The sequence below is a fragment of the Comamonas sp. Tr-654 genome, assembly GCF_011752915.1.
In the GTDB taxonomy this organism is placed as follows: Bacteria; Pseudomonadota; Gammaproteobacteria; order Burkholderiales; family Burkholderiaceae_C; genus Comamonas.
The window spans coordinates 13,805-36,862 of sequence record NZ_VWWQ01000003.1; the positions used below are offsets into that span (position 1 = coordinate 13,805).

Sequence of the window (23,058 nt, forward strand, 5' to 3'; positions counted from 1 at the left end):
GGCGTTTGTTTGCATTTTCCGTTTTCCTTTGTGTGTTTGTGTGTGTTCGTACCGTGAGAGGTGTTCATGCCCGTTTCAAAGTCCGTGAAGTCCAAGCAGGCCCCAGAAGCTTCAGCAAAGCCCAAGACCTCTAAAACTTCCACTTCCGCAGCAGAGTCCGCGAAAAAGGCCAGTGCCAGCAAGCCTGCTGTGAAGAAGAGTGCTGCATCTGCAGCCGAAGCCAAGAAAGACACCACCGTGGTTACCAAGTCACAAGCCGAACTCAAAGCCATGGCCGATGCGCTGCTGGCGCAGGCAACTCCCAAGCGCGGCCGCAAAAAGGCCGAAGAAGACGACGACACAGCTGCCGCTCCTGCCGCCAAGAAGACCGTCGCCCAAAAGGCTGCTCCCGCCAAGAAGGCTGCCGCCGTCAAGGCCCCCGCTGCCAGCGCCGATGCCGACAAGGCTCCCGCCAAGCGCGGTCGCAAGCCCAAGGCCAAGGAAGCCGACGAGGACATGGATGATGCCGACCTGTCGGATATCGACAGCGATCTGGAAGGCGAAATCGAAGAGGAGACAGTCACCGAAGCGTCTGCTGCTCCTGCCGAAAAGGCCAAGCCTCTGCGCATGAAGATCAGCAAGGCGAAGGAACGCGCCTTGATGAAGGAATTCGGCCTGGACGAGACCGTTCTGACCGAAGAGGAAATGAACACCCGCCGTCAGCGTCTGAAGATGCTGATCAAGCTGGGCAAGACCCGCGGCTACCTGACCCACGCCGAAATCAACGACCACCTGCCCGACAAGCTGGTCGATGCCGAAACGCTGGAAGTCGTGATCTCCATGTTGAACGACATGGGCGTGGCCGTGTACGAGCAGACTCCCGATGCGGAAACCCTGCTGCTGAACAACACCGGCCAGTCGGCCACCACCGAAGAGGAAGCGGAAGAAGAAGCCGAAGCGGCTCTGTCCACCGTGGACTCCGAATTCGGCCGCACCACCGACCCCGTGCGCATGTACATGCGTGAAATGGGTACCGTCGAACTACTGACACGCGAAGGCGAAATCGAAATCGCCAAGCGCATCGAAGGCGGCCTGATGGACATGATGGAAGCCATCTCGGCTTCCCCCGCGACCATCGCCGAGATCCTCAACATGGCCGAGGAGATCCGCGAAGGCAAGGTTGTCATCTCCACCGTGGTGGACGGCTTCGTCAATGCCAACGAGAACGACGACTATGTAGCCGAAGAAGACTTCGACGAATACGACGAAGAAGACGACGATGACGGCAAGGGCGGCTCCAAGGCCCTGACCAAGAAGCTCGAAGAACTGAAGAACGAAGCCCTGGGTCGCTTTGACTCCATGCGCGAGCTTTTCGACAAGATGCACAAGGTGTATGACAAGGAAGGCTACGGCACCGAGGCATACATGAAGGTGCAGAAGGCCATCACCGAAGAGCTGATGACCATTCGCTTCACGGCCAAGACGATTGAAAAGCTCTGCGATCTGGTGCGCGCACAGGTGGATGACGTGCGCAAGAAGGAACGCGAGCTGCGCAAGATCATCGTGGACAAGTGCGGCATGCCGCAGGAGCAGTTCATCAAGGACTTCCCGCCCAACCTGCTGAACCTGGACTGGGTCCTCAAGCAAGTGGCGGCAGGCAAGAACTACAGCGCCGTGCTGGAACGCAACATCCCGCCCGTGCAGGAGCTGCAGCAGAACCTGATCGACCTGCAGGCCCGTGTGGTTGTGCCCCTGGAAGAGCTCAAGCACATCAACAAGCGCATGAACAGCGGCGAACGCGCCAGCCGTGACGCCAAGAAGGAAATGATCGAGGCCAACCTTCGTCTCGTGATCTCCATCGCCAAGAAGTACACCAACCGCGGTCTGCAGTTCCTGGATCTGATCCAGGAAGGCAATATCGGCCTGATGAAGGCCGTGGACAAGTTCGAATACCGTCGCGGCTACAAGTTCTCGACCTATGCGACCTGGTGGATTCGTCAGGCCATCACGCGCTCCATCGCCGACCAGGCCCGCACGATCCGCATCCCGGTGCACATGATCGAGACCATCAACAAGATGAACCGCATCTCGCGCCAGCACTTGCAAGAGTTTGGTTTCGAGCCCGATGCGTCCATCCTGGCAGCCAAGATGGAGATCCCCGAGGACAAGATCCGCAAGATCATGAAGATCGCCAAGGAGCCGATCTCGATGGAAACCCCCATCGGCGACGACGACGATTCCCACCTGGGCGATTTCATCGAGGACGGCAACAACACGGCGCCTATCGATGCCGCCATGCAGGCCGGTCTGCGCGATGTGGTCAAGGACATCCTCGACGGCCTGACGCCTCGCGAAGCCAAGGTGCTGCGCATGCGCTTCGGCATCGAAATGTCCACCGACCACACGCTGGAAGAAGTCGGCAAGCAGTTTGACGTGACGCGGGAACGTATCCGTCAGATCGAAGCCAAGGCGCTGCGCAAGCTCAAGCACCCTTCGCGCTCCGACAAGCTGCGCAGCTTCATCGATTCGCTGTAAAGCCAACCCGAGGAACCGGCGCGCCGGTTCCCTGCGACCCAAAGCCCCGATCTGTTTCAGGTCGGGGCTTTTTCGCATGTACCCCAGGTCAGCAAGCCTTCGCTTGCGGCCAGACACATCAAAAGACACATAACAACGGAGACAGACATGAACACCATCCAAGCACATCGCTTTCCGACACGGCGCCAGTGGCTGGGTTATTCCGCAGCCCTGCTGACTGCGCCTTTGGCAGCCATGGCCAACCCGCCCCAGCGTCTGGGGACGCAGCTGCGCATCGTGATCCCTGCCAACCCCGGCGGCGGTTGGGATCAGACCGGTCGCGCCCTGGGTGCAGCGCTGATCGGCAGCGGCATGGTGGACAAGGTCATCTATGAAAACATCGGCGGCAAGGGCGGCACCATAGGCTTGGCCGAGTACACCAAGCGCTACGGCAACGACCCCAACAGCCTGCTGATCGGCGGCATGGTCATGGTCGGTGCTCTGGCGCTGAACAAGAAGTCGGCTGAGCTGCATCAGGTGCAAGCCCTGGCGCGCCTGACCAGTGACTACCTCGTGGTAGCCGTGCCTTTCGACTCACCGATCGCCAACCCCAAGGCACTGGCCAAGGCCATGCGCGAAAACCTGCCTGCACTGGCGATTGCCGGAGGCTCCGCAGGCGGCGTGGACCATATGTATGCGGGCATGCTGGCCCGCCAGTCCAAGGCCAATGCGGAGCAGTTGCAGTACAAGGCCTTCCCCGGCGGCAACGAGGTGCTGCAGGCCCTGCTGCAAAAACAGGTGCAGGTGGGAATTTCGGGCTACAGCGAGCTCAGGGACGCCTTGCAGGCTGGCAAGCTGCGCGCTCTCGGCGTTTCCTCGCGGCGTACCATGTTCGGCATCGCCTCCATGCGCGACCAGGGCATGGACGCCGAAATGTCCAACTGGCGTGCCGTCTTCACAGGCAAAAATCTGCCTGCAGAGCGCACCCAGCAACTGCTGGCTGCCATCGACCACGCGAGCAATCAGGAGCTCTGGAAACAAGCCCTGGTCAGCAATAATTGGAGCTCCTCTTGGCAAACCGGCAAGGCACTGCAGGAGTTTCTGGAGGTCGAGACCTCCACTGCCCAGCTGATGACCTATCTGCTCAAGCTCAAGAGCTAAGCCACTTTGCAGGATAGCCCCATGAACCTGGTCGACCACACCGCTGCCCGCTCCCGCCTTTCCGTTGCCGTCATGGGCGCGGGCTCGGTGGGCTGCTACTTTGGAGCTCTGCTGGCACGCGCCGGCCACCCGGTCACGCTGATCGGTAGAGCATCGCATATGCAGGCGGTCAGCCAGCACGGGCTGCGACTGCAGACGGCAACCGAAGATCTTCAACTCCCCGTCGCAACCAGCACCGAGCCCAGTGCCGTGGCGGGCGCCGATGTGGTGCTGTTCTGCGTGAAATCCACCGACACCGAAACAGCGGCCGCACAGATCAAACCCCACCTGGCTGCCCATACCCAGGTACTGAGCTTGCAGAATGGCGTGGACAACGACCAGCGCCTGCGTCAGGTGCTGGGTCGGCAGCCGGTGGCAGCTGCCGTGGTCTATGTGGCCACCGCCATGGCCGGCCCGGGCCATGTGCGTCACTTTGGCCGGGGCGAGCTGGTCATCGCTCCCTGCCCCCTGGGCGATTCGATCGCGGACCAGTTCAGCGCCGCCGGCATTCCCACGCAAGTCTCGGATGGCGTGCTGGCCGCACTCTGGCAAAAGCTCATCATCAACTGCGTGTACAACGCGCTCTCCGCTCTCACCCAACAGCCCTATGGCTGGCTGGTCGCGCAGCAGGGCATACCCGCCGTAATGCAGGACATTGCCGCCGAATGCAAGACCGTGGCCATGACCGACGGCGTGATCCTGCCCGCTACCGTAGACGAGGCGGTCACAGCCATCGCACGCACCATGCCTGGCCAGCTCTCTTCCACGGCCCAGGATCTGGCGCGCGGCAAACCCACGGAAATCGACCATCTCAACGGCTATGTGGTGCGGCGCGCCCAGGCTCTGGGCGTTGCTGCGCCGGCCAATCGCCTGCTGCAAGTGCTGGTGCAACTCAAGCAAATAGCGGCACCAAAACAGGAACTATGATTTTCATAGCTGCCTGCATCGACAGATCAATGGCTTGACTCTATTTTTACACCTGGAAACACCTAAGCCAGCACTAACACAGCCGGAAAACCACGCCAGCCTGTCCCGCAGGCTGCTCCAGCACTCTCACCACTGCTACAAACCCTGAAGCACGCGCGTCTTTGCCCGGATTCGTGGCTGACCCGCAACACTTGCGCGTTGTTTGTCGCGTTTATCACCTCAAGGCGTTGCAGTTGAAGATTTGAAGCTACTAAACTTGTAGCAAAATAAATTAACCGCTATAGTCCATAGGACATGGCACTGAAAGCGCCCAGTGCGCCCAGCTCGACAACATCATTGCGCAAGGAGAAGCGTCCATGAGCTCCAAGGAAAACGCCGCCATCAACCAGCTGTTCGAGAAGCTCGAATGCCGCTATGCGCTGCGCGTGCTGTGGGCTTTGCGGGATGGTCATCCCCAGACCTTCCGACTGTTGCAAGATAGCGTGGGCGGCATCACCCCCAACACGCTGAATACCCGCATCAAGGAACTGCGCGAATGCGGCTTGCTCGAACATGGCAGCGACGGCTACACCGTGACCTTGACCGGACAAGATCTGCTCAAGCGCCTGTCCGACGTGCAGGCCTTTGCCAACCGCTGGGTTGCGGCGCGCGCCAAGAAGTAAACCTTGCCGCTGTCGCGGCCGGGGAACTGGCGGCAAGCGGGCACCACTATCATCCAAGGGCCCCAAGCGAGCTTGGCCGGCCCTTTTTTCCATCGCCTTTTTCTGCTTTGCGCTGAAAGGAAATCCATCATGGCATTCAACACTACTGCCTCCGGCCTGCAATACGAAGACACCGTCGTTGGCGAAGGCACCGAAGCCAAGGCCGGTCAGAACGTGACCGTGCACTACACCGGCTGGCTCTACAACAATGGTGTGCAAGGCGCCAAGTTTGACTCCAGCAAGGACCGCAACGATCCTTTCGTCTTCCCCCTGGGCGCCGGCATGGTCATCAAGGGCTGGGACGAAGGCGTGCAAGGCATGAAGGTGGGCGGTCAGCGCACGCTGCTGATTCCAGCAGCCCTGGGCTATGGCGCGCGCGGCGCCGGCGGCGTGATCCCTCCCAACGCCACGCTGAAGTTCGATGTGGAATTGCTGGCGGTCTGAGCCCCAGGCTCCGCCACTAAAAAGCGGCCTTGCAAGGCCGCTTTTTCTTTGGGAAATGCCCTGCATCGGCAGCTTATGCATCGGCCTCGAACAGCGCTCTGTGCAGCGGCATATAGGCTTTTTCACCCGCCGCATCGCGTATGCGCGGCGCCAGTTCCACCAGTTGCTCATAGCCCATAGCAGCCTCCACGGCTAAATTCAGCCTGAAGCCCTTGAGCCCCAATGCACCCGTGATGGACACGGCCATGGGGTAGGCCTTCTGGTAGCGCTTCTGGCCGACGTCTAGCCCGAGTTCGGCCGAGGCCAGAGAGGGGGAGCCGCTCTTCGAAGCCGACGCTGCGGCTAAAGACTCCCTCGTTGCCAGCCAGCCTCTGTCGACCAGGGCCAGAATATCGTCCTTGACCACTCCCAGCGCCGAAGTTGCCTCCAGCACCTGCATCAGGCTGCGTTGACCGTCAAACAGCAAAAAAGCCGAGCGCAGGCGCTGACTCAGATCGGCATGGCGCTCCTTGAAGGCCTGCTGGCCTTCGGGTGTCTTGACTAGATTCATCGGCCCCGCCCCTCTTTGCATTGAATTGCTTTTAGACATGCAGAGTGGCAGCTGTGGCGGCGGCTGAAAAGCGGGTTTTCCTGCAAGCTAGCTCCGGGCTGAGCCAGATCAGACTCTGCAAAAAAACCACATGAAATCCATCTCAAGTCCTTCGTGGAAGAGCGCTGGCAGCTATCGAATCAAGAGTTCTTCCGAACGCCTGCCCGCCGCTGCTCCCACCAGCTGACCAGCAATATGGTGAGCAGGCCTGCCGGCACGCCAAACACACCGGCCGAGATGGGCTGAATGCCCCACCAGAGTGCCTCGCCGCGCAGTGCCGGAGGCAGCACGCCCTGCAGACCCGGCACATGAGAAACCATGTAGTACACCGTCACGGCCAAGCCTAGCAACATGCCAGCTACTGCGCCACGGCGCGTGGTGCCGCGCCAGAAGATGCCCAGCACCATGGCCGGCACAAAAGCCGAGCCGGCCAGCGAAAACGAGGCCGAGACCATGGGAAGAATGTCCGAAGAGCGCCGCGCTGCCACAAAGGCCGCCGACAGCGCCACCAGCAGCAATGCGAACTTGGAGAGAATCACACGCTGCTCGGGCGAGACACGCCGCTTACGCGTATCCAGGCGCTGACGCTCCTGGAAGTAGAGATCCCGCACCAGGGCATTGCTGATCGTCAGCAGCAGACCGTCTGCCGTGGACAATGCCGCCGCCAATCCGCCCGCGGCCACCAGACCGGAGAGCACATAGGGCATGCCGCCCAGCTCCGGCGTGGCCAGCATGATGAGGTCGGCCCCCATACGGATCTCGCCGAACTGCAGGATGCCGTCGCCATTGATGTCCTCGACGGCCAGCAACGAACTGTCGACCCTTGACCACTGCGCTATCCAGTTGGGCAAGGCATCGAAATGCGTGCCCACAAGATTGCTCATGACCTCGAACTTGACCAGCACGGCCAAGGCCGGTGCGCCAAGATACAGCAGGCCGATAAAGAACAGCGACCAGGCCACCGAGGTACGCGCCGCCGACACCGAGGGAACCGTGAAGTAGCGTGTCAGCAGATGCGGCAGCCCGGCCGTGCCGACCATCAGGCAGAACATCAGCGCCAGAAAATTGCGCCGGCTTTCCTCGTAAGCCTTGCGCTCGGCCGGCGAACCATCCGGATCCCCGGCAAAAGGCTGACTTTGCAGCGGCATGCCGCCCAGCGGCTTGGCCCGCTCATAAGCCTCGTGCAGCTCGCGGCTCCAGAGTTCGCGTGCCGCCACCTCATCCTTGGGCATGGCGGCCAGCTCCCGGCTGGCGGTCATGATGGCGCCAATATTGCCGCTGCTGGTGCGTAGCTCGCGAATATGCTCGCTCAATGCTTGGCGTTCGGCCGCCAGTACATTAGGCACGTCGCGCAACTTGGCCTGCAGCACCTGGGCGCGGGTGCGGTAGGCCTCCAGCACCGACTGCTCGGCCTTTGAGGACAGCAGTTGCTGCTCCATGGCACCAATCTTGCCCAGTTGCTGGCTGTAGGCCAGCTGCGCCCAGGGGTTGCCCAGCTGCTTGTAGGCCAGCCAGGAAACCGGCAGCATGAAGGCCAGCAAGATGACCACGTATTGCGCCACCTGGGTCCAGGTGATGGCCCGCATGCCGCCCAGGAACGAGCACAGCAGCACGCCGCCCAGACCCAGCATGATGCCGATCTCGAACTGCACGCCGGTCAGGCGCGCAGCAATCAGGCCCACGCCATAGATCTGCGCCACCACATAGGTGAAGGAACAGGTAATGGCGGCCAGCGCGGCAATGATGCGCGGCCAGCGCCCGCCATAGCGCGCCTGGAAGAAATCCGGCACGGTATAGAGATTCATGGCCCGCAGATAGGGAGCAATCAGCATGCCGACCAGGCAGAACCCGCCCGTCCATCCCAGCACATAGGCCAGCCCGCCAGGCTGTGTGCCGGTCCCCGAAAAACCTTGCAGATAAAGCGCGCCGGAGAGGCTGATGAACGAGGCTGCGCTCATCCAGTCGGCAGCCGCCGCCATGCCGTTGTAGAACGGCGGAATGCGCCTGCCGGCGACGAAATACTCCTCGGCATCACTGGTGCGCGAATACACACCGATGGCCGCGTACACCATCACCGTGGAAAACAGAAAGATGGGCCCGATCCAGTGCCGCGACAGCCCGCGCTCCTCGGCCCAGAGCATAGTCAGCAAAAATGCCGCCGTTCCCAGCACATAGAGAAACAGAATGCGATGCAGCCGCCAGTGATAGGCACGGCTCAGAACGGGCCGCTCAGACATGAGGGTCGGTGGCAACGGGAGAGGCTGGCGCTTCGCCACGCGCCTGTCGGCGTTCGAAATAATCCATGGCCACACAATAGACCACGATGATCAGCAGGAACATCAGGACCGCCCCTTGGGCGGCCATCCAGTAGGCTACGGGCCAGTCCGGCACCAGTGCCTGGATATCGCGCGCAAAGTAGCAGGTACCAAATGAAGACACCACCCAGACACTCAGCAGCAAGGCCTTGAGTCTCAGGTGGTGCGTATCGTGCAGATCCGGCGGGAAGGTGACCTCCACCGGATTGCCAAAAGCGTCGAATGCCTGTCGCGGGGCATCCGACACGGCATCGTCATGCATAGGCGCGTGATGCGTCTGCACGGCGATGCAGCGGCTTATTCAGCCAGCTTCTGCCAGGTGGAGACCACGCTGTCAGGGTTCAGGGAGATGGAGGAGATGCCTTCATCGGCCAGCCACTTGGCAAAGTCGGGGTGGTCCGAAGGGCCTTGGCCGCAGATGCCCACATACTTGTTCTGATCGCGGCAGGCCTTGATGGCATGAGCCAGCAGCTTCTTGACGGCGGGGTCGCGCTCGTCGAAGTCGGCAGCCAGCAGCTCCAGACCGGAATCGCGGTCCAGACCCAGGGTCAGCTGGGTCAGGTCGTTGGAGCCCACGGAGAAGCCGTCGAAGTATTCGAGGAACTCCTCGGCCAGCACGGCGTTGGAAGGCACTTCGCACATCATGATCAGCTGCAGGCCATTTTCGCCACGCTTGAGGCCGTTTTCGGCCAGCAGCTCGGTCACGCGCTTGGCCTGGCCCAGGGTACGCACGAAGGGGATCATGATCTTGACGTTGGTCAGCCCCATGTCCTCACGCACGCGGCGCAGGGCTTCGCATTCCATCTTGAAGGCTTCGCCGAACTCGACCGAGATGTAACGCGCTGCACCGCGGAAGCCCAGCATGGGGTTCTCTTCCTCGGGCTCGTAACGGCTGCCGCCGATCAGCTTGCGGTATTCGTTGGACTTGAAGTCGGACATGCGCACGATCACGGGCTTGGGCCAGAAAGCGGCGGCAATCGTTGCCACGCCTTCGGTCACCTTGTCCACGTAGAACGCACGGGGAGATGCATGGCCACGGGCCACGGACTCGACGGCCTTCTTCAGGTCGGCATCAACAGCGGGGTAGTCCAGGATGGCCTTGGGGTGCACGCCGATGTTGTTGTTGATGATGAATTCCAGGCGGGCCAGACCCACGCCCTCATTGGGCAGCTGGGCAAAGTCGAAAGCCAGCTGGGGATTGCCCACGTTCATCATGATCTTGGTGGAGATACTGGGCATCTCGCCACGCTTGACCTCGGTCACTTCGGTTTCCAGCAGACCGTCATAGATCTTGCCCGTATCGCCTTCCGCGCAGGACACGGTAACCAGTGTTTCGGCCTTGAGCAGATCGGTTGCATTGCCGCAGCCCACAACAGCGGGAATGCCCAGCTCGCGTGCAATGATGGCGGCGTGGCAGGTACGGCCGCCACGGTTGGTGACGATGGCCGAAGCCTTCTTCATGACGGGCTCCCAGTTGGGGTCGGTCATGTCGGTCACCAGCACGTCGCCGGCCTGCACCTGATCCATCTGCGAGATATCGGACACCAGGCGCACGGGGCCGGTACCGATCTTCTGACCGATGGCGCGGCCTTCGGCCAGCACGGTACCCGTGCCCTTGAGCTTGTAGCGCAGCTCGGCCTGGCCCTTGGACTGGCTCTTCACGGTTTCAGGACGAGCCTGCAGGATGTAGAGCTGGCCGTCGGTGCCGTCCTTGCCCCATTCGATATCCATGGGACGGCCGTAATGCTGCTCGATCACCAGGGCGTAATGCGCCAGTTGCTGCACTTCCTCGTCGGTCAGCGAATAGCGGTTGCGCAGCTCGTGGGCCACATCGGTGGTCTTGACCAGCTTGCCGTCGGCAGCCTTTTCCTCGGGCGTGGCAAAGATCATCTGGATCAGCTTGGAGCCCAGATTGCGGCGGATCAGCGCCTTGTTGCCAGCCTTGAGCATGGGCTTGTGCACATAGAACTCGTCGGGGTTCACGGCGCCCTGCACCACGGTCTCGCCCAGACCGTAGCTGGAGGTGATGAAGACCACTTCCTCGAAACCGGATTCGGTGTCGATGGTGAACATCACGCCGGCAGCGCCCTTGTCGGAACGCACCATGCGCTGCACGCCGGCGGACAGGGCCACCACATCGTGCTCGAAGCCCTTGTGCACGCGGTAGGAGATGGCGCGGTCGTTGTAAAGCGACGCGAACACTTCCTTCATCTTGTGCAGCACGTCTTCGATGCCCACCACGTTCAGGAAGGTTTCCTGCTGGCCGGCAAACGATGCGTCGGGCAGGTCTTCTGCGGTGGCAGAAGAGCGCACGGCAAACGATGCCTCGGCATTGCCGCCTTGCAGACGGACAAATTCTTCACGGATGGCCTGTTCCAGATCGGCAGGGAAAGGCTGGCTTTCCACCATGGCGCGGATTTCGGCGCCGACAGCGGCCAAAGCGCGGACATCGTCCACGTCCAGAGCGGCCAGCTTGGCTGAGATCTTGCCGGCCAGACCTTCAAAGGCCAGGAATTCGCGGAAGGCATGGGCCGTGGTGGCAAAGCCGGTAGGCACGCGCACGCCCTGGGGCAGTTGCGAGATCATTTCGCCGAGCGAGGCGTTCTTGCCGCCTACGGACTCGACATCAGACATTCTCAGTTTTTCAAACGGAACGACCAGCGCGGTCGCTTCGAACAGTTGAGACATGGGGAGCTCCAAAGTTAAAAACCGGTACGCAGGCGGCGCTGGGCTGAATGGCCAGGGCACGCGAACCCATGCTGCTGGAGTGCAGTGCTTTGCTGTTCTGGATATCGACCGTCAACGAGCATGGGCTTGAATTTGGGAATAATGGGCGACATTGTAGGCTGAGCCAGCAAGCCTCGCGTGGCTCAAACCAGATTCAGAGTCCGGGACATGGCATTGCCTGCACAGGTCCCACCTAATAACAGCGCGCACCATGCATACCCATACAATTTTTGTCATTTCTGACGGCACAGGCATCACGGCAGAGACTTTCGGCACGGCCATCATGGCCCAGTTCGAGAGCAAGCCGCGCATCATTCGCGTGCCCTTTGTGGACTCCATGGACAAGGTGCACCAAGCCGTGCGCCAGATCAACCATGTGGCCGAGGTGGAGAAGCGCAAGCCCATCATCTTCACCACGCTGGTGAGCCAGGAAATGCTGGAATTCCTCGAAGCCAACTGCAAGGGCAAGCTGTTCGACATGTTCGGCACCTTTGTCCGGCCGCTGGAGGTGGAGCTGGGCCAGAAGTCGCTGCACCGCGTGGGCCGCTTTGCCGATATCAGCGAGAGCAAGGAATATCTGGAGCGCATGGAGGCCATCAACTACACGCTGGCTCATGATGATGGTCAGACCAATACCGATCTGACAGGTGCCGACGTGATCCTGGTCGGCGTGAGCCGCTCGGGCAAGACACCCACCAGCCTGTATCTGGCCATGCAGTTCGGTCTCAAGGTCGCCAACTACCCGCTGATCCCCGAAGACTTCGACCGCAAGCAGTTGCCGCCAGCGCTCGTTCCCTTCCGCGCCAAGCTGTTCGGTCTGACGATCGACCCGAGCCGCCTCTCCGCCATCCGCAGCGAGCGCCGTCCGGACTCCAAATACGCCAGCCTGCAGAACTGCCGCTACGAGGTGGCCGAGGCCGAGGCCATGATGCGCAGAAGCGGCATCGAGTGGCTGTCCAGCACCACCAAGTCGATCGAAGAGATTGCCACCACCATCTTGCAGGAGGTGCTGCCGCAGCACCTGGGCCACTGAAGGTTGACGTCACCCCCAAAGGCCCGGCTTGTTCGCCCGGGCCTTTTTCAACGGGTTGAGGCACCGGCGGCCTATTTTTTTCGAGCATCCAGCGGGCAGGTGTTCAAGCCCGCCAGCGAGTACAGCGGGCAGAAGCGCAGCAAGCCGGTGGCCAGGGGAATCACCCCAAGCCATCCCCACCAGCCAATGATGCCCATCGCCGCCAGGACGATGAGGACCAGGCCCAAGGCAATACGAAGCATGCGGTCCAGACCGCCTACATTGAATTTCATGCTGACTCCCTGTGCTGCAGGCATCCGGAGGGAATGCCTGATTCAATCTATAAATAAATAGTATATTTTTTTATAGATTGTTATCAAGCGCCCCTGGCACAGCAGCGCGCCACACACACTGCTTTCTTGCGCCAGCGCAAACAGCCTGGACCGCAAGAGCCGGCCGGCCCCAGGTGCACTTGCACCACGTCAGTCTGGCAACGGCCATTTCAGCTGCGCCTGCTGCGGCAGCACCTGCAGCAGATAGTCCACCAGCGCGCGGACCTTGGCGGGCACATATTGGCGATCCTTGAAGCAGGCGAAGAAGTCCAGCGGAACATCCTCGAACTGCAGCTGTCCCTTGCGCGCCGGCTTGAGTGCCAGCGGCACCAGCCGCCCTCTGCGCAGCTCCTCATGGACGATGAAGCTGCCGGCCCAGGCGATGCCGCCACCGGCAGCGGCGAACTCCACCAGGGCATCGATATCGCTGCCGATGGCCGCAATCTTCTGCTGCGGATCGGTGCGCTGGCCATCGCGCAGAAAAGGCCAGCGCATGATCCTGCCGTCGCGCTCGCGCCGGTACAGCAAGCAGGCGTGCTCGAGCAGCTCCTGTGCCGTCTGCGGTCTCCCGTGCTGCTGCAGATACCGGGGCGAGGCACACAGAATGCGCGGCGCCGAGGCCAGCAGCCGCACCGACATGCCGGGCTCCAGCACATCGCGGTAGCGCACGCTGATGTCCACGTCTTCCTTGAGCACGTCCACATGCCGGTCCGTGATCAGGAGCTCCAGCTCCAGCCGAGGATGCAGCGCGGTAAACGCCGGCAGCAGCGGCGCCAGCATATGGCGACCGAAGGCGGACATGCAGGCAATACGCAAGCGGCCTTGCAGCTCTCCATGAATCAGCGATAGATCGGACTGGGCTTTTTCGAGCTCGTCGAGCACCGGCGCGACGCGCCCCAGATAGCGCTCGCCGGCCTCGGTCAAGGCCATGGACCGGGTGGTGCGGGTGATCAGGCGCGTGCCCAGTTCGCGCTCCAGCCGCGCGATGTTCTGGCTGGCCGCGGCGGGTGAAATGCCCAGCTGGCGCGCGGCCGAGGCGATGGAGCCGCCCTCCAGCGCTTTGACAAAGGTTTCTATGGCTCGCAGATTCGGCATGACTGCGAATGTATCCCCAATTGGATTCGAAAGATCTGCTTATGAGTGCAACAAGTCCCGGACCTCTACCGCAGGCCGCCGGTGGTGCTTACAGTTCAACCCTGTTTTCCATCCATGCATTCCGCCCGAACCGCTGGCAGACCCTGCTCCCGCCGCGACAACGCGCAATGCATTTCCGACACCGCTTTCATGAATTCCTCCACCAGCTCTTCCCCATCCAGACTTTCGACGCTCAAGCTGCACCGGCGCTACACGCCGTTTGTCTTTGCGTTTTTCATGGCCGGCATCATGGCCTTCCTGATGTGCTGCACCATCGTGGCGGCCAATACCGGCTTTGACAGCGGCTATGTGCGGCGCGTGTTCAGCGCCTATGCGCTGGCCATGCCGGTGGCGTTCTTCTGCGTGATGATGGTGCGGCCGCTGGTGCTCAAGCTGGTCGCTCTGACCGTGCATACACATTGAACCACCAGATCATGAGCTATTGAATCTGAAGCAGCCTGCGCATGACTGGCTTCAGAATTCAATGCAGCCTGCTGAAATTTCAAGCAGATAAAGCGGTATCAGCTACAAAAATATATTGCAGCGCGCCGTCGCTGCTGCGCACCGGATCGCACTGCATGCCCCAGACCTGGCGCACCAGCGCAGGCTGAAGCACATCCAGCACCGCGCCGTGATGCACTCCGGCATCACCGCCCAGCACCAGCACATCGTCGGCATAGCGCAAAGCCAGGTTCAGATCGTGAATCACCGCCACCACCCCTGCGCCCTGCTGCCCGGCCCACTGGCGCAGCAGGCGCATGGCATGGTGCTGATGGGCCAGATCGAGAGCAGCGGTGGGCTCGTCCAGCAGCAGCCAGCGCGCCGCACCGTCGGCGGGCATCTCCCCATCCGGCCAGATCTGTGCCAGTGCCCTGGCCAGATGCGTGCGCGCCCGCTCGCCGCCCGACAGCGTATTGATGCTGCGCTGCGCCAGATGATCGACCCCGGTCAACGCCATGGCCTGCGCCGGAATCTGCGCTTCGCCGGTGCCGGGCTGATGACGGTGCGGATAACGTCCCAGCTCCACCACCTCCTGGGCCGTGAAGTCAAAGGCCACGCTGCAATCCTGGGGCATGACTGAGCGCCGACGTGCCAGGCCCTCCATCGCATGCGCGGACAGCTCCAGCCCGTCGAGCAGGACCTGCCCCGACTGCGGAGCGCGCTCGCCCACCAGCATGGACATCAGCGTGGACTTGCCGGCGCCGTTGGGGCCGAGGATGGCGGTAAAGCGCCCGGCCGCAATCCGCACATCCACCGTCGCCAGGCGCGGCCCCTTGGCCACGCCGACGCCCAGATTGCGGCATTCGAGGCTGGAAAACCCTTGGTGCGCACTCATACCTTGCTCCTGAACTGGCGCAGCATGGCCAGAAACAGCGGCACACCGATAAATGCAGTGAGCACGCCCAGCGGCAGCTCGGCCGGCTTGACGATGGTGCGCGCCACGGCATCGGCGCTGACCACCAGCGCCGCCCCCAGCAGGGCCGATCCCGGCAGCACCACGCGATGATCGGGGCCGGCAATCAGCCGCACCCAGTGCGGCGCGACCAGACCGATGAAGCCGATGATGCCCGTGGTCGCGGTCACGGCGCCCACGGCCAGCGCAGCCACCATCACGGCGCGGCGCTTGGTTTTCTCGACGGCCACGCCCAGCAGATTAGCCTGGGCTTCGCCCAGGGCAATCGCATTCAGCGGCCTGGCCAGCGCCAGCGCCGCCGCCGCGCTGACAGCCACGGCCGCCGACACCAGGGCTACCGCACTCCAGCGCGAGGCGCCCAGGCTGCCCAGCAGCCACATCTGCAGATTGCGCAGTTGCTCGTCAGTGGACACAAAACTCAGAAAGCCCAGTCCGGCACCGGCCAGCGCGTTGATGGCAATGCCGGCCAGCAGCATCAGGCCGATGCGGGTCGTGCCCTGGACCTGTCCCAGCACATAGACCACGGCCGTCACGGCCAGACCACCGCCAAAAGCCATGGCCACCAAGGCCCAGCTGCCCAGATGACGCGGCAGCCAGGGCAGATACATTCCGCCCAGCACGATGGTGATGCCGGCGGCCAGGGCCGCTCCGCTGCTCACGCCGATCAGCCCGGGGTCGGCCAGCGGATTGCGAAACAGCCCCTGCATCAACGCTCCGGCCAGCCCCAGTCCGGCGCCGGCCGCTACGCCCATGAGCAGGCGAGGCAGGCGGATATTGAGAAAGACCAGATGTTCGGGCCCGGTTTGCACATCGCCCCCCCAAAGGCTGCGAACTCCGTCCCAGACGATGCCGGGCAACTGCGCAGGCGCAATCGCATAGGCACCGCTGGCCGCACCCCAGACCATGGCCAGCAGCACCAGCGCCAGGCCCAGCAGCAGCGTGGCACTGCGGCTGAGCCGGCCGGCCGGCGTGCGCCAGCGCGATGCAGCCGTGGGCGGGCCCGTCACCGGCTTTGCGCCCATGGCACCAGACAGCCCGCCCATCAGGCCACCCACTGCAGTGCGCGCATATGCAAAGCCTGCACGGCACTGGGCAGGCGCGGGCCGAAGCCCAGCAGGTGGCTGGCTTCCAGCGTCACCAGCGCCTTCTTGGCAAAGGCCGGCGTCAGGGCCAGCTCTGGCCGCTTCCAGAAGACGGCCTCGCCGCCCAGAGCCTCGATACCCTGCGTGGTGTTGATGATGACTTCGGGCGCGGCGCTGGCCATGGCTTCGGCAGTCAGAGGCTTGTAGCCGTCGAACTGGTCGATGGCATTGACGCAGCCCGCGTACTGGATCAGCGCATTGGCTGCCGTGCCCTTGCCCGCCACTTGCGGACTGCCGCTATGCGAGAGCACAAACAGCACGCGCGGCTTGCGCTGGGCCTTGGCTACCTGGGCCTGCACATTGCTCCACTGCGCTTCGAGCTCGGCCAGCAGCTTTTCGGCCTCGGCCATGCGACCGGTTTCGCGGCCCACGACCTTGACCTTTTCCTGCACTTCGGCCCAGTTGTGCCTGGCCGCAACCAGCGATACGCGCACGCCCGCCTGGCGGATTTGATCGAGCACCACGGGCGGACCTGCCTCACTGGTTGCGATCACCGCATCGGGCTTGAGCGAGAGCAGACCTTCGGCCGAAAGCTGGCGCACATAGCCGACCTTGGCGGTTTTTTGCGCCGCTTCGGGAAACAGGCTGGTGGTGTCGGTGCCCACCAGCAGGTTCTGGGCATTGAGCAGATAGACCACCTCGGTCAGTGCGCCGCTGAGCGACACCAGCCGCTTGGCTCCGGGTGCGGCAGCTGCAGAGGCGGCCTGCGCCAGCCCCGGCAGGGCCGTACCCGCCACGGTCGCACCCAGCCACTGCAGACCCTGGCGCCGGGAAATGCTGACCGTGCTCATGCAGCCTCCGCCACTGCCACCTTGCGCGGCAGGCCGGCCACCAGATCGCGCCAGCCTTGCAACTCGGGCTGACCGGGCTTGCGCTCGCCGAAGAACATGGCCATGTTGTTGCCTTCGGCATCAAAGGCCTCGACCGAGGTCACCACGCCATCGCTGGTGGGTTTCTGCACCACCCAGACATTGGCGATCAGGTCGGTGCGCAGATGCAGGTTGAAGCCCTTGTCCAGCACATTGATCCAGCGCACACCATCCTTGCCGTCCATGGGCTGGATATTGCTCACGGGACCGGTGTGGATCTGGATACAGCCGCTGCTGCCCACAAACACCATGATGGAGACGCCATCCACCGCCGCATCGCCCAGCAACTGGGCCACCGCGTCGGTGCTCAGGCGCTCGCAGTACTGGGGCACCAGACGGAAGGCCTGCTGGCGCTCGGCACCGAACCTGCGCAGCATCTCGAAGAACTCATGCGTGTCCTTCATATCGGTCCAGGCCTGGGTCAGCGCGGGCACATCGATCTCGGCGTCGGCCTTGATCGCGGGCTTGGCCGCAGGCTCGCGGAACACATAACCTGCGGAGGGCTCGGCAAAGCGCTCGACCAGCGCATTCCAGGCCGCCATGTCCGTGGCCTCGCGTGCAAACACCTTGTGCACGGCACGGCCGGCCGCGTCATAGAACTGCAGGCTGCGCATGGCGGGGCGGCCGCCATTGGCGGACTCCTCGGTCACGGCAAAGCCGGCATGCCAGTGCATGAAGAACAGGCGCAGATCGATTTCCCGGCTCAGCGCCAGCCCGACCGGCCCCTGGGCCGAGAGGTTCTGGTAGATGCCGTCTTTTTCATGCACGGTGGATTCGTTGCGCGTCAGCGCCATCACCGGGCCGCAGGCCTCCAGGGCCTTGAGGATGTCCAGCCATTCGGCGCGCAGCGGCAGCGCCTGCAGCGCGCGTTCATGCTCGCCGCCATGTGCGGCAATCACCGCGCCTTCACTCAGCTGCAGGGCTTCGGCGGCATCCTTGGCGCGCAGGCCTTGCAGGCGTTTCTGGGCAAATTGCTCACGAATCTGCACCGCAGTCATGGTCTGGATTGCGGGGGAGGTGATGGCGTTCATTGCAGGGTCTCCGGGCTGTGATGCCAGTGTGGTTGTGGGTTGGAAAATTCGTCGTCGGAACGGGGAGCCGAAGCCTGGGCCTCGACTTCGGAATCAGGCTCGGACTGAGCCAGCACCCGAGCCACGGTGGCCCAGCGCTGCCCCAGCCGCTGCAGAAAGTGACGCATGTCGTCAGAGCGCTCGCTGCCGTCCAGGCCTTCGGTCATGCGCACCAGCTGGTCCGCCACGCGCTGGGCCATGGGCGCACGGTGCACCGCACAGCAGCCCTGGCTGAAACCGGTCATCAGTGCCAGCACCGTGGCCAGCTGGGCTTCGCCCTCGGTCAGCAGATATTCCTCATCGCGGCTGCCAGAGGCACTCTGGGCATTGGCGGTGTTCTCATAAACAGACATGGCACACTCCCGCAGTATTTGAGTCAAACAGATCTCAAGCGCTTACCAAACAAGCGCTTTCAGCTACAAAATCAGAAGTCCTGAACCAGGGACACACGCACATAGCGGCCGGCCTGGCTATAGGCGTCGGCAATCTGCGTGGTGTTGGTCAGGCTGCGCACATCAGACCAGCGCCAGTACTTCTTGTCGGTCAGGTTGTAGACGCCCACGTTCAGGCGGGTGCCGGGACGGATGCGCCATTGAGCGCTCAGATCCAGCACCGTGGCGCTGGGGCTGAGCCAGGCATTGGCCGCTGCATCCCCGGCCTTTTTGCCGGCCCAGTGCGAGGCGCTGAACTGCACGCCCACATTCGAGCGGTCGTAGCGCACGCCCAGCACCAGTTGCTGCGGCGAGATGGTGTCCACGGGCAGGTCGGTGCTCTTATCCGTGCCCTTGGTGTAGCCATAGGCGGCATTGGTGCGCCAGTCGCCACCCGCAAACTTGCCCCAGTCGTAGTCGGCCTTGAGCTCGAAGCCGCTGATATGCACGCGATTCAGATTGACGGACTGGAAGGTGGCCGGATTGTTGCGGTCACCGTAGCTGCCGGAAACCAGCACCTGATCCTGGATGAAGTCCTTGTAGCGGCCCGTGAAGACTGCGGCATCAAGTCGCAGCGCATTCATGCGGCCACGCAGGCCCAGCTCGAAGGTATTGCTTTTTTCCGCCTTGAGATCGGGGTTGGGAATGCTGCGATAGAAGGCCAGCGGGTTCTCGAAGAAGGCATTCACCTGGCCTGCATTGGGCGCGCGGAAACCGGCGGCATAGTTGCCGTAGACCGACCAGGCATCGTTCATCTGGAACATGGCGCCCAGCTTGGGGGAGACGGCAGAGTCCGAATTGCTGACCACCGTTCCGCCAAAGCCCTGCTGCTTGGGCTTGATGCTGTAGTGCTCGGCCCGCAATCCGGGCGTCAGGCTGAAAGCACCATAGTGCAGCTCGGCCTGGGCGAACAGCGCGCTCGAGGTTTCCGTGGTGTCGGGGAAGCGCTTGAGCGGAAAGCTCTCGCCTGCCGGTGGCGTGATGCCGTTTTGCTCGTTGACCACCTTGCCACGCAGATAGTCGACGCCATAGCTGAACTTGCCGCTGAGGCCATTGCTCCAGCGCAGCGTCTTGCCAGCCTGGGCGTGCAACTGCAGCGCGTCCTCGTCATAGGTCACATCACGCTCGCGATAGGCCAAAGGCGGGGTGCGGGTTTCGGTCACGAACTCACGCGAACTCGTGCTTTGATAGCTGGCCATCAGCTTGAGCTCGTCGGCCAGTGCCGTATCCAGCTGCTGCCACTGCCCCTGCCAGGTAGCGCGCCAGCGCTTCATCGAGGTATTCGACTTGGAATCCGTCACCGTGGCGCTGCGTGCCGACAGCAGGTCGTAGTCGGCTCGCTTGTCCACGCCCTCCAGGACGAACACATGTTTTTGCACGGCCGATGGTGTGTAGACCAGCTTGCCCAGCAAAGAATGGCTCTTGTCCGTTTCGGGGTTAGGCGTGGTGCGCAGAGCACCCACGGTGTTATTGCTGCCCATGTTTTCCAGCGCGCTGGAGCGGCCTATGCCGGCCGACAGCAGCCAGCTCCATTCCTGGCTGGCACGGCCCGCCAGCGTCGCCCCCACGCGCTTGCCGTTGTCCGAGCCGTCATAGCTGGCCGAGACGCGACCGCCAATGGTCTTGCCGTCCTTGAGCAGATCGTCTGGCTGCACGGTGATGAAATTGACCAGGCCGCCCATGCCGTCAGAACCATAGAGCGCGGGCACGGCGCCGCGCAGGATTTCCACGCGCTGTATCAGGCCCAGATCCATGTAGTCACGACCAAAGGCATTGGCGCTGAAGGAATAGCTGCGCGGCAGACGCACGCCATCGACCAGCATCAGCACCCGGTTGCCTTCGAGGCCACGGATATTGAAGCCGCTGTTCTGGTCACGTCCGGTGGAGCCACTTGCCAGCGTAAAGCGCGCCGGACTGCGCGGCACGGTCACATTGGGCAGCTTGCTGGCCAGCTCGCGGATATCGTTGATCTGCTCCTCTTCCATCTGCTTGGCATCGATGACGTCCACCGTCATGGGCAGGCTGTCGGCGTCCTGCTCGTCACGCGAGGCACTGATGACCACATCGCGCAGCACGGGCGTGCTGCGGTCGGCGCGGGCCGCCGCAACCTGGACGGACTCGGAAGACTGCTGCTGGGCCTGGGCCGAGATGGCAGCGCATGCCAGTGCGCAGGCCAGCGCCAGCGGACGCAGATTGGAGCTAGGCGCCAGCGAGGCGCGGGCGTGCAAAGCGGTGGCGGAAGCCATACCAGAAACCCTCTTTATTCATAGAAATTGAAAAGAGCTGGCTTCTGATAGGTACGTCAATGGCCACAGGTCGAAACGTCAGAGGCTTCGCGGCCTGTAGCTGGCACGGCATTGGCTGGCTGAATGTCGATCAGTATATGCGAATAATTCTCAACTGCAAATAACTTCGTTACAAAACGGGAATTGTGTCTTGGCGCAGCTGCGGTTTGCACCTGTGCCTGTTTTCACGGGCTGCCGGTGCCGGCGAACCCGGTGCCATGAGCGCCAGAGCCCTTGATGATCCCGGCGGCTATGCCCTCCTCTTCGCGCCCATTCAAAAGCAAAAAGGACTGCCTAGGCAGTCCTTTTTGATAGCCATCATCGCTTTCCCTGCAAGCGATGAAGACCTTTTAGTTGCGAATCAGATGATCAAAGGCCGACAGGGCTGCGGTGGCACCTGCGCCGGCGGCAATGACGATCTGCTTGTAAGGCACCGTGGTGCAATCACCGGCTGCAAACACCCCGGGAAGATTGGTCTGCCCCTTGGCATCCACAATGATTTCGCCGAACTTGCTCAGCTCCACCGAGCCCTTGAGCCATTCGGTGTTCGGCACCAAGCCGATCTGCACAAACACGCCTTCCAGCTCCACATGGTGCTCGGTGCCCGTTGCCCTGTCCTTGTAGCTCAAGCCGTTGACCTTGCCATTGGCACCGGTGATCTCGGTGGTCTGGGCATTGGTGATGACGGTCACATTGGGCAGGCTATGCAGCTTCTTGACCAGCACGGCATCGGCCTTGAGCTGATCGGCAAACTCCACCACCGTCACATGGGCCACCAGCCCCGCCAGGTCAATCGCAGCTTCAATGCCGGAGTTGCCGCCGCCGATCACCGACACGCGCTTACCCTTGAACAGCGGACCGTCGCAGTGCGGGCAGTAGGCCACGCCCTTGTTCTTGTACTCGGCTTCGCCAGGCACGTTCACGTTGCGCCAGCGTGCACCGGTGGACAGGATCACGGTCTTGGCCTTGAGCGATCCGCCATTGGCCAGTTGCACTTCCACCAGACCACCGGGCTGCGCGGCGGGAATCAGCTTCTCTGCGCGCTGCAGGTTCATGATGTCCACGTCATAGGCACGGGTGTGGGCTTCCAGGGCCGCAGCGAACTTGGGGCCGTCGGTCTCCAGCACGGAGATGTAGTTCTCGATCGCCAGAGTGTCGTTGACCTGACCGCCAAAGCGTTCGGCCGCCACTCCGGTGCGAATGCCCTTGCGAGCCGCGTACACGGCGGCTGCCGCGCCGGCAGGGCCGCCGCCGATGATCAGCACGTCGAAGGCTTCCTTGGCAGACAGCTTGGCGGCATCACGCGAGGCGGCACCGGTGTCCAGCTTGGCCACGATTTCCTCGATACTCATGCGGCCGGAGCCGAACACGCTGCCGTTCATGAACACCATGGGCACGGCCATGATTTCGCGCTCGGTCACTTCCTTCTGGAAGGCGCCGCCTTCGATCACCGTGGTCTTGACCTTGGGGTTGAGAATCGCCATCAGCGACAGTGCCTGAACCACATCGGGGCAGTTGTGGCAGCTCAGGCTCATGTAGACCTCGAAGTTGAAGTCGCCATCGAGCGCCTTGATCTGGTCGATCACTTCCTGCTCCACCTTGGGAGGATGGCCGCCCGTCCACAGCAGGGCCAGCACCAGCGAGGTGAATTCATGGCCCAGGGGCAGACCTGCAAAGCGCAGCTGGGTGGCCGTGCCCTGACGCTGCAGCGTGAACGAAGGCTTGCGGGCGTCGCTGCCGTCGGTGCGCAGGGAAATCTTGTCGCTGCGCAGGGACTGGATGGTTTTCAGCAGATCGTGCATCTGTGCACTGGTCTCGCTGTCATCCAGAGAAGCCACCAGCTCAAACGGCTGCTGCACGCGTTCCAGGTAGGCGGCGAGTTGGGCTTTGAGTTGATCGTCAAGCATGGTGGATTCCTTTGAATTTAGAGTTGTTGATGCAATGCAGCAAAGTGCTTTTGAGGCCTTTGCCCG

At 62.5% G+C, this 23,058-nt stretch carries 20 protein-coding genes; 7 read left to right on the top strand and 13 right to left on the bottom strand.

The features are described from left to right. The first annotated feature begins 66 nt into the window (after window positions 1-66). From rpoD to F3J24_RS09730, 5 genes are all read left to right on the top strand, one after another. Entirely contained in the window at window positions 67-2,514 is a 2,448-nt protein-coding gene (gene rpoD / locus F3J24_RS09710; protein WP_167005341.1) for an RNA polymerase sigma factor RpoD, read from the top strand. Window positions 2,515-2,661: 147 nt separating this feature from the next. After that, window positions 2,662-3,654 carry a tripartite tricarboxylate transporter substrate binding protein gene (locus F3J24_RS09715; protein ID WP_167005344.1) on the top strand — a complete coding sequence of 331 codons (993 nt, stop codon included), beginning with the start codon at window positions 2,662-2,664 and terminating at the stop codon, window positions 3,652-3,654. A 21-nt stretch (window positions 3,655-3,675) separates the two neighbouring features. After that, complete coding sequence (locus F3J24_RS09720; RefSeq protein ID WP_167005347.1) at window positions 3,676-4,620, top strand: ketopantoate reductase family protein; 945 nt, start codon at window positions 3,676-3,678, stop codon at window positions 4,618-4,620. Between the two features lie 356 nt (window positions 4,621-4,976). Beyond that, window positions 4,977-5,282, top strand: a complete 306-nt coding sequence (locus F3J24_RS09725; protein ID WP_003057624.1) for a helix-turn-helix domain-containing protein — start codon at window positions 4,977-4,979, stop codon at window positions 5,280-5,282. Between the two features lie 129 nt (window positions 5,283-5,411). Further along, entirely contained in the window at window positions 5,412-5,765 is a 354-nt protein-coding gene (locus F3J24_RS09730; RefSeq protein WP_003057626.1) for an FKBP-type peptidyl-prolyl cis-trans isomerase, read from the top strand. A 73-nt stretch (window positions 5,766-5,838) separates the two neighbouring features. Here the strand turns inward: F3J24_RS09730 and F3J24_RS09735 are convergent, their stop codons facing one another. The 4 genes from F3J24_RS09735 to ppsA all read right to left on the bottom strand — a co-directional run bounded on the left by F3J24_RS09735 (window position 5,839) and on the right by ppsA (window position 11,357). Further along, the gene (locus F3J24_RS09735) at window positions 5,839-6,315 is read right to left on the bottom strand and encodes a hypothetical protein (RefSeq protein ID WP_167005350.1); all 477 of its coding nucleotides are present in this window, start codon (window positions 6,313-6,315) and stop codon (window positions 5,839-5,841) included. A 179-nt stretch (window positions 6,316-6,494) separates the two neighbouring features. Further along, complete coding sequence (locus F3J24_RS09740) at window positions 6,495-8,591, bottom strand: VC_2705 family sodium/solute symporter (protein WP_167005353.1); 2,097 nt, start codon at window positions 8,589-8,591, stop codon at window positions 6,495-6,497. Next, window positions 8,584-8,931, bottom strand: a complete 348-nt coding sequence (locus tag F3J24_RS09745) for a DUF4212 domain-containing protein (RefSeq protein ID WP_205244705.1) — start codon at window positions 8,929-8,931, stop codon at window positions 8,584-8,586. The genes F3J24_RS09740 and F3J24_RS09745 overlap by 8 nt, the downstream gene beginning before the upstream one ends. Window positions 8,932-8,966: 35 nt before the next feature. After that, a complete protein-coding gene (gene ppsA / locus F3J24_RS09750; protein WP_167005356.1) occupies window positions 8,967-11,357 on the bottom strand; it encodes a phosphoenolpyruvate synthase in 2,391 nt (796 codons plus the stop codon). 250 nt (window positions 11,358-11,607) lie between these two features. On the opposite strand from ppsA, the gene F3J24_RS09755 reads away from it, so the two are divergent. Beyond that, window positions 11,608-12,429 (top strand): pyruvate, water dikinase regulatory protein, encoded by an 822-nt coding sequence (locus F3J24_RS09755; RefSeq protein WP_167005359.1) that lies wholly within the window; start codon window positions 11,608-11,610, stop codon window positions 12,427-12,429. A gap of 71 nt (window positions 12,430-12,500) precedes the next feature. Here the strand turns inward: F3J24_RS09755 and F3J24_RS09760 are convergent, their stop codons facing one another. Together F3J24_RS09760 and F3J24_RS09765 are read right to left on the bottom strand one after the other, a co-directional pair. Next, complete coding sequence (locus tag F3J24_RS09760; protein ID WP_167005362.1) at window positions 12,501-12,701, bottom strand: DUF2892 domain-containing protein; 201 nt, start codon at window positions 12,699-12,701, stop codon at window positions 12,501-12,503. Between the two features lie 189 nt (window positions 12,702-12,890). After that, window positions 12,891-13,835, bottom strand: coding sequence for a LysR family transcriptional regulator (locus tag F3J24_RS09765; protein ID WP_167005365.1), 945 nt, complete (start codon window positions 13,833-13,835; stop codon window positions 12,891-12,893). Window positions 13,836-14,024: 189 nt separating this feature from the next. Here F3J24_RS09765 and F3J24_RS09770 point away from each other — a divergent pair, with 189 nt between their 5' ends. Beyond that, complete coding sequence (locus tag F3J24_RS09770) at window positions 14,025-14,297, top strand: DUF2798 domain-containing protein (protein ID WP_053282249.1); 273 nt, start codon at window positions 14,025-14,027, stop codon at window positions 14,295-14,297. 79 nt (window positions 14,298-14,376) lie between these two features. Here the strand turns inward: F3J24_RS09770 and F3J24_RS09775 are convergent, their stop codons facing one another. From F3J24_RS09775 to ahpF, 7 genes are all read right to left on the bottom strand, one after another. Then, complete coding sequence (locus tag F3J24_RS09775) at window positions 14,377-15,210, bottom strand: heme ABC transporter ATP-binding protein (RefSeq protein WP_167005368.1); 834 nt, start codon at window positions 15,208-15,210, stop codon at window positions 14,377-14,379. Further along, a complete protein-coding gene (locus F3J24_RS09780; protein WP_167005371.1) occupies window positions 15,207-16,331 on the bottom strand; it encodes an iron ABC transporter permease in 1,125 nt (374 codons plus the stop codon). Before F3J24_RS09780 ends, F3J24_RS09775 begins: the two co-directional genes overlap by 4 nt. Continuing rightward, complete coding sequence (locus tag F3J24_RS09785) at window positions 16,331-17,221, bottom strand: hemin ABC transporter substrate-binding protein (RefSeq protein ID WP_167005374.1); 891 nt, start codon at window positions 17,219-17,221, stop codon at window positions 16,331-16,333. The genes F3J24_RS09780 and F3J24_RS09785 overlap by 1 nt, the downstream gene beginning before the upstream one ends. Then, window positions 17,218-18,330 carry a hemin-degrading factor gene (locus F3J24_RS09790; RefSeq protein ID WP_167005377.1) on the bottom strand — a complete coding sequence of 371 codons (1,113 nt, stop codon included), beginning with the start codon at window positions 18,328-18,330 and terminating at the stop codon, window positions 17,218-17,220. The genes F3J24_RS09785 and F3J24_RS09790 overlap by 4 nt, the downstream gene beginning before the upstream one ends. Next, entirely contained in the window at window positions 18,327-18,722 is a 396-nt protein-coding gene (locus F3J24_RS09795) for a hypothetical protein (protein ID WP_167005380.1), read from the bottom strand. The genes F3J24_RS09790 and F3J24_RS09795 overlap by 4 nt, the downstream gene beginning before the upstream one ends. Before the next feature lie 71 nt (window positions 18,723-18,793). Further along, on the bottom strand, window positions 18,794-21,046 hold the full coding sequence (locus F3J24_RS09800) for a TonB-dependent hemoglobin/transferrin/lactoferrin family receptor (protein ID WP_167005383.1): 2,253 nt from the start codon (window positions 21,044-21,046) through the stop codon (window positions 18,794-18,796). Between the two features lie 389 nt (window positions 21,047-21,435). Further along, window positions 21,436-22,992 (bottom strand): alkyl hydroperoxide reductase subunit F, encoded by a 1,557-nt coding sequence (ahpF, locus tag F3J24_RS09805; RefSeq protein ID WP_167005386.1) that lies wholly within the window; start codon window positions 22,990-22,992, stop codon window positions 21,436-21,438. Window positions 22,993-23,058: the final 66 nt, after the last annotated feature.

Bases quoted from the DNA above. Each gene is read 5' to 3' on its own strand.
- rpoD (WP_167005341.1), top strand. From the start codon at position 67: ATGCCCGTTTCAAAGTCCGTGAAGTCCAAGCAGGCCCCAGAAGCTTCA.
- F3J24_RS09715 (WP_167005344.1), top strand. From the start codon at position 2,662: ATGAACACCATCCAAGCACATCGCTTTCCGACACGGCGCCAGTGGCTG.
- F3J24_RS09720 (WP_167005347.1), top strand. From the start codon at position 3,676: ATGAACCTGGTCGACCACACCGCTGCCCGCTCCCGCCTTTCCGTTGCC.
- F3J24_RS09725 (WP_003057624.1), top strand. From the start codon at position 4,977: ATGAGCTCCAAGGAAAACGCCGCCATCAACCAGCTGTTCGAGAAGCTC.
- F3J24_RS09730 (WP_003057626.1), top strand. From the start codon at position 5,412: ATGGCATTCAACACTACTGCCTCCGGCCTGCAATACGAAGACACCGTC.
- F3J24_RS09735 (WP_167005350.1), bottom strand. From the start codon at position 6,315: ATGAATCTAGTCAAGACACCCGAAGGCCAGCAGGCCTTCAAGGAGCGC.
- F3J24_RS09740 (WP_167005353.1), bottom strand. From the start codon at position 8,591: ATGTCTGAGCGGCCCGTTCTGAGCCGTGCCTATCACTGGCGGCTGCAT.
- F3J24_RS09745 (WP_205244705.1), bottom strand. From the start codon at position 8,931: ATGCATGACGATGCCGTGTCGGATGCCCCGCGACAGGCATTCGACGCT.
- ppsA (WP_167005356.1), bottom strand. From the start codon at position 11,357: ATGTCTCAACTGTTCGAAGCGACCGCGCTGGTCGTTCCGTTTGAAAAA.
- F3J24_RS09755 (WP_167005359.1), top strand. From the start codon at position 11,608: ATGCATACCCATACAATTTTTGTCATTTCTGACGGCACAGGCATCACG.
- F3J24_RS09760 (WP_167005362.1), bottom strand. From the start codon at position 12,701: ATGAAATTCAATGTAGGCGGTCTGGACCGCATGCTTCGTATTGCCTTG.
- F3J24_RS09765 (WP_167005365.1), bottom strand. From the start codon at position 13,835: ATGCCGAATCTGCGAGCCATAGAAACCTTTGTCAAAGCGCTGGAGGGC.
- F3J24_RS09770 (WP_053282249.1), top strand. From the start codon at position 14,025: ATGAATTCCTCCACCAGCTCTTCCCCATCCAGACTTTCGACGCTCAAG.
- F3J24_RS09775 (WP_167005368.1), bottom strand. From the start codon at position 15,210: ATGAGTGCGCACCAAGGGTTTTCCAGCCTCGAATGCCGCAATCTGGGC.
- F3J24_RS09780 (WP_167005371.1), bottom strand. From the start codon at position 16,331: ATGGGCGGGCTGTCTGGTGCCATGGGCGCAAAGCCGGTGACGGGCCCG.
- F3J24_RS09785 (WP_167005374.1), bottom strand. From the start codon at position 17,221: ATGAGCACGGTCAGCATTTCCCGGCGCCAGGGTCTGCAGTGGCTGGGT.
- F3J24_RS09790 (WP_167005377.1), bottom strand. From the start codon at position 18,330: ATGAACGCCATCACCTCCCCCGCAATCCAGACCATGACTGCGGTGCAG.
- F3J24_RS09795 (WP_167005380.1), bottom strand. From the start codon at position 18,722: ATGTCTGTTTATGAGAACACCGCCAATGCCCAGAGTGCCTCTGGCAGC.
- F3J24_RS09800 (WP_167005383.1), bottom strand. From the start codon at position 21,046: ATGGCTTCCGCCACCGCTTTGCACGCCCGCGCCTCGCTGGCGCCTAGC.
- ahpF (WP_167005386.1), bottom strand. From the start codon at position 22,992: ATGCTTGACGATCAACTCAAAGCCCAACTCGCCGCCTACCTGGAACGC.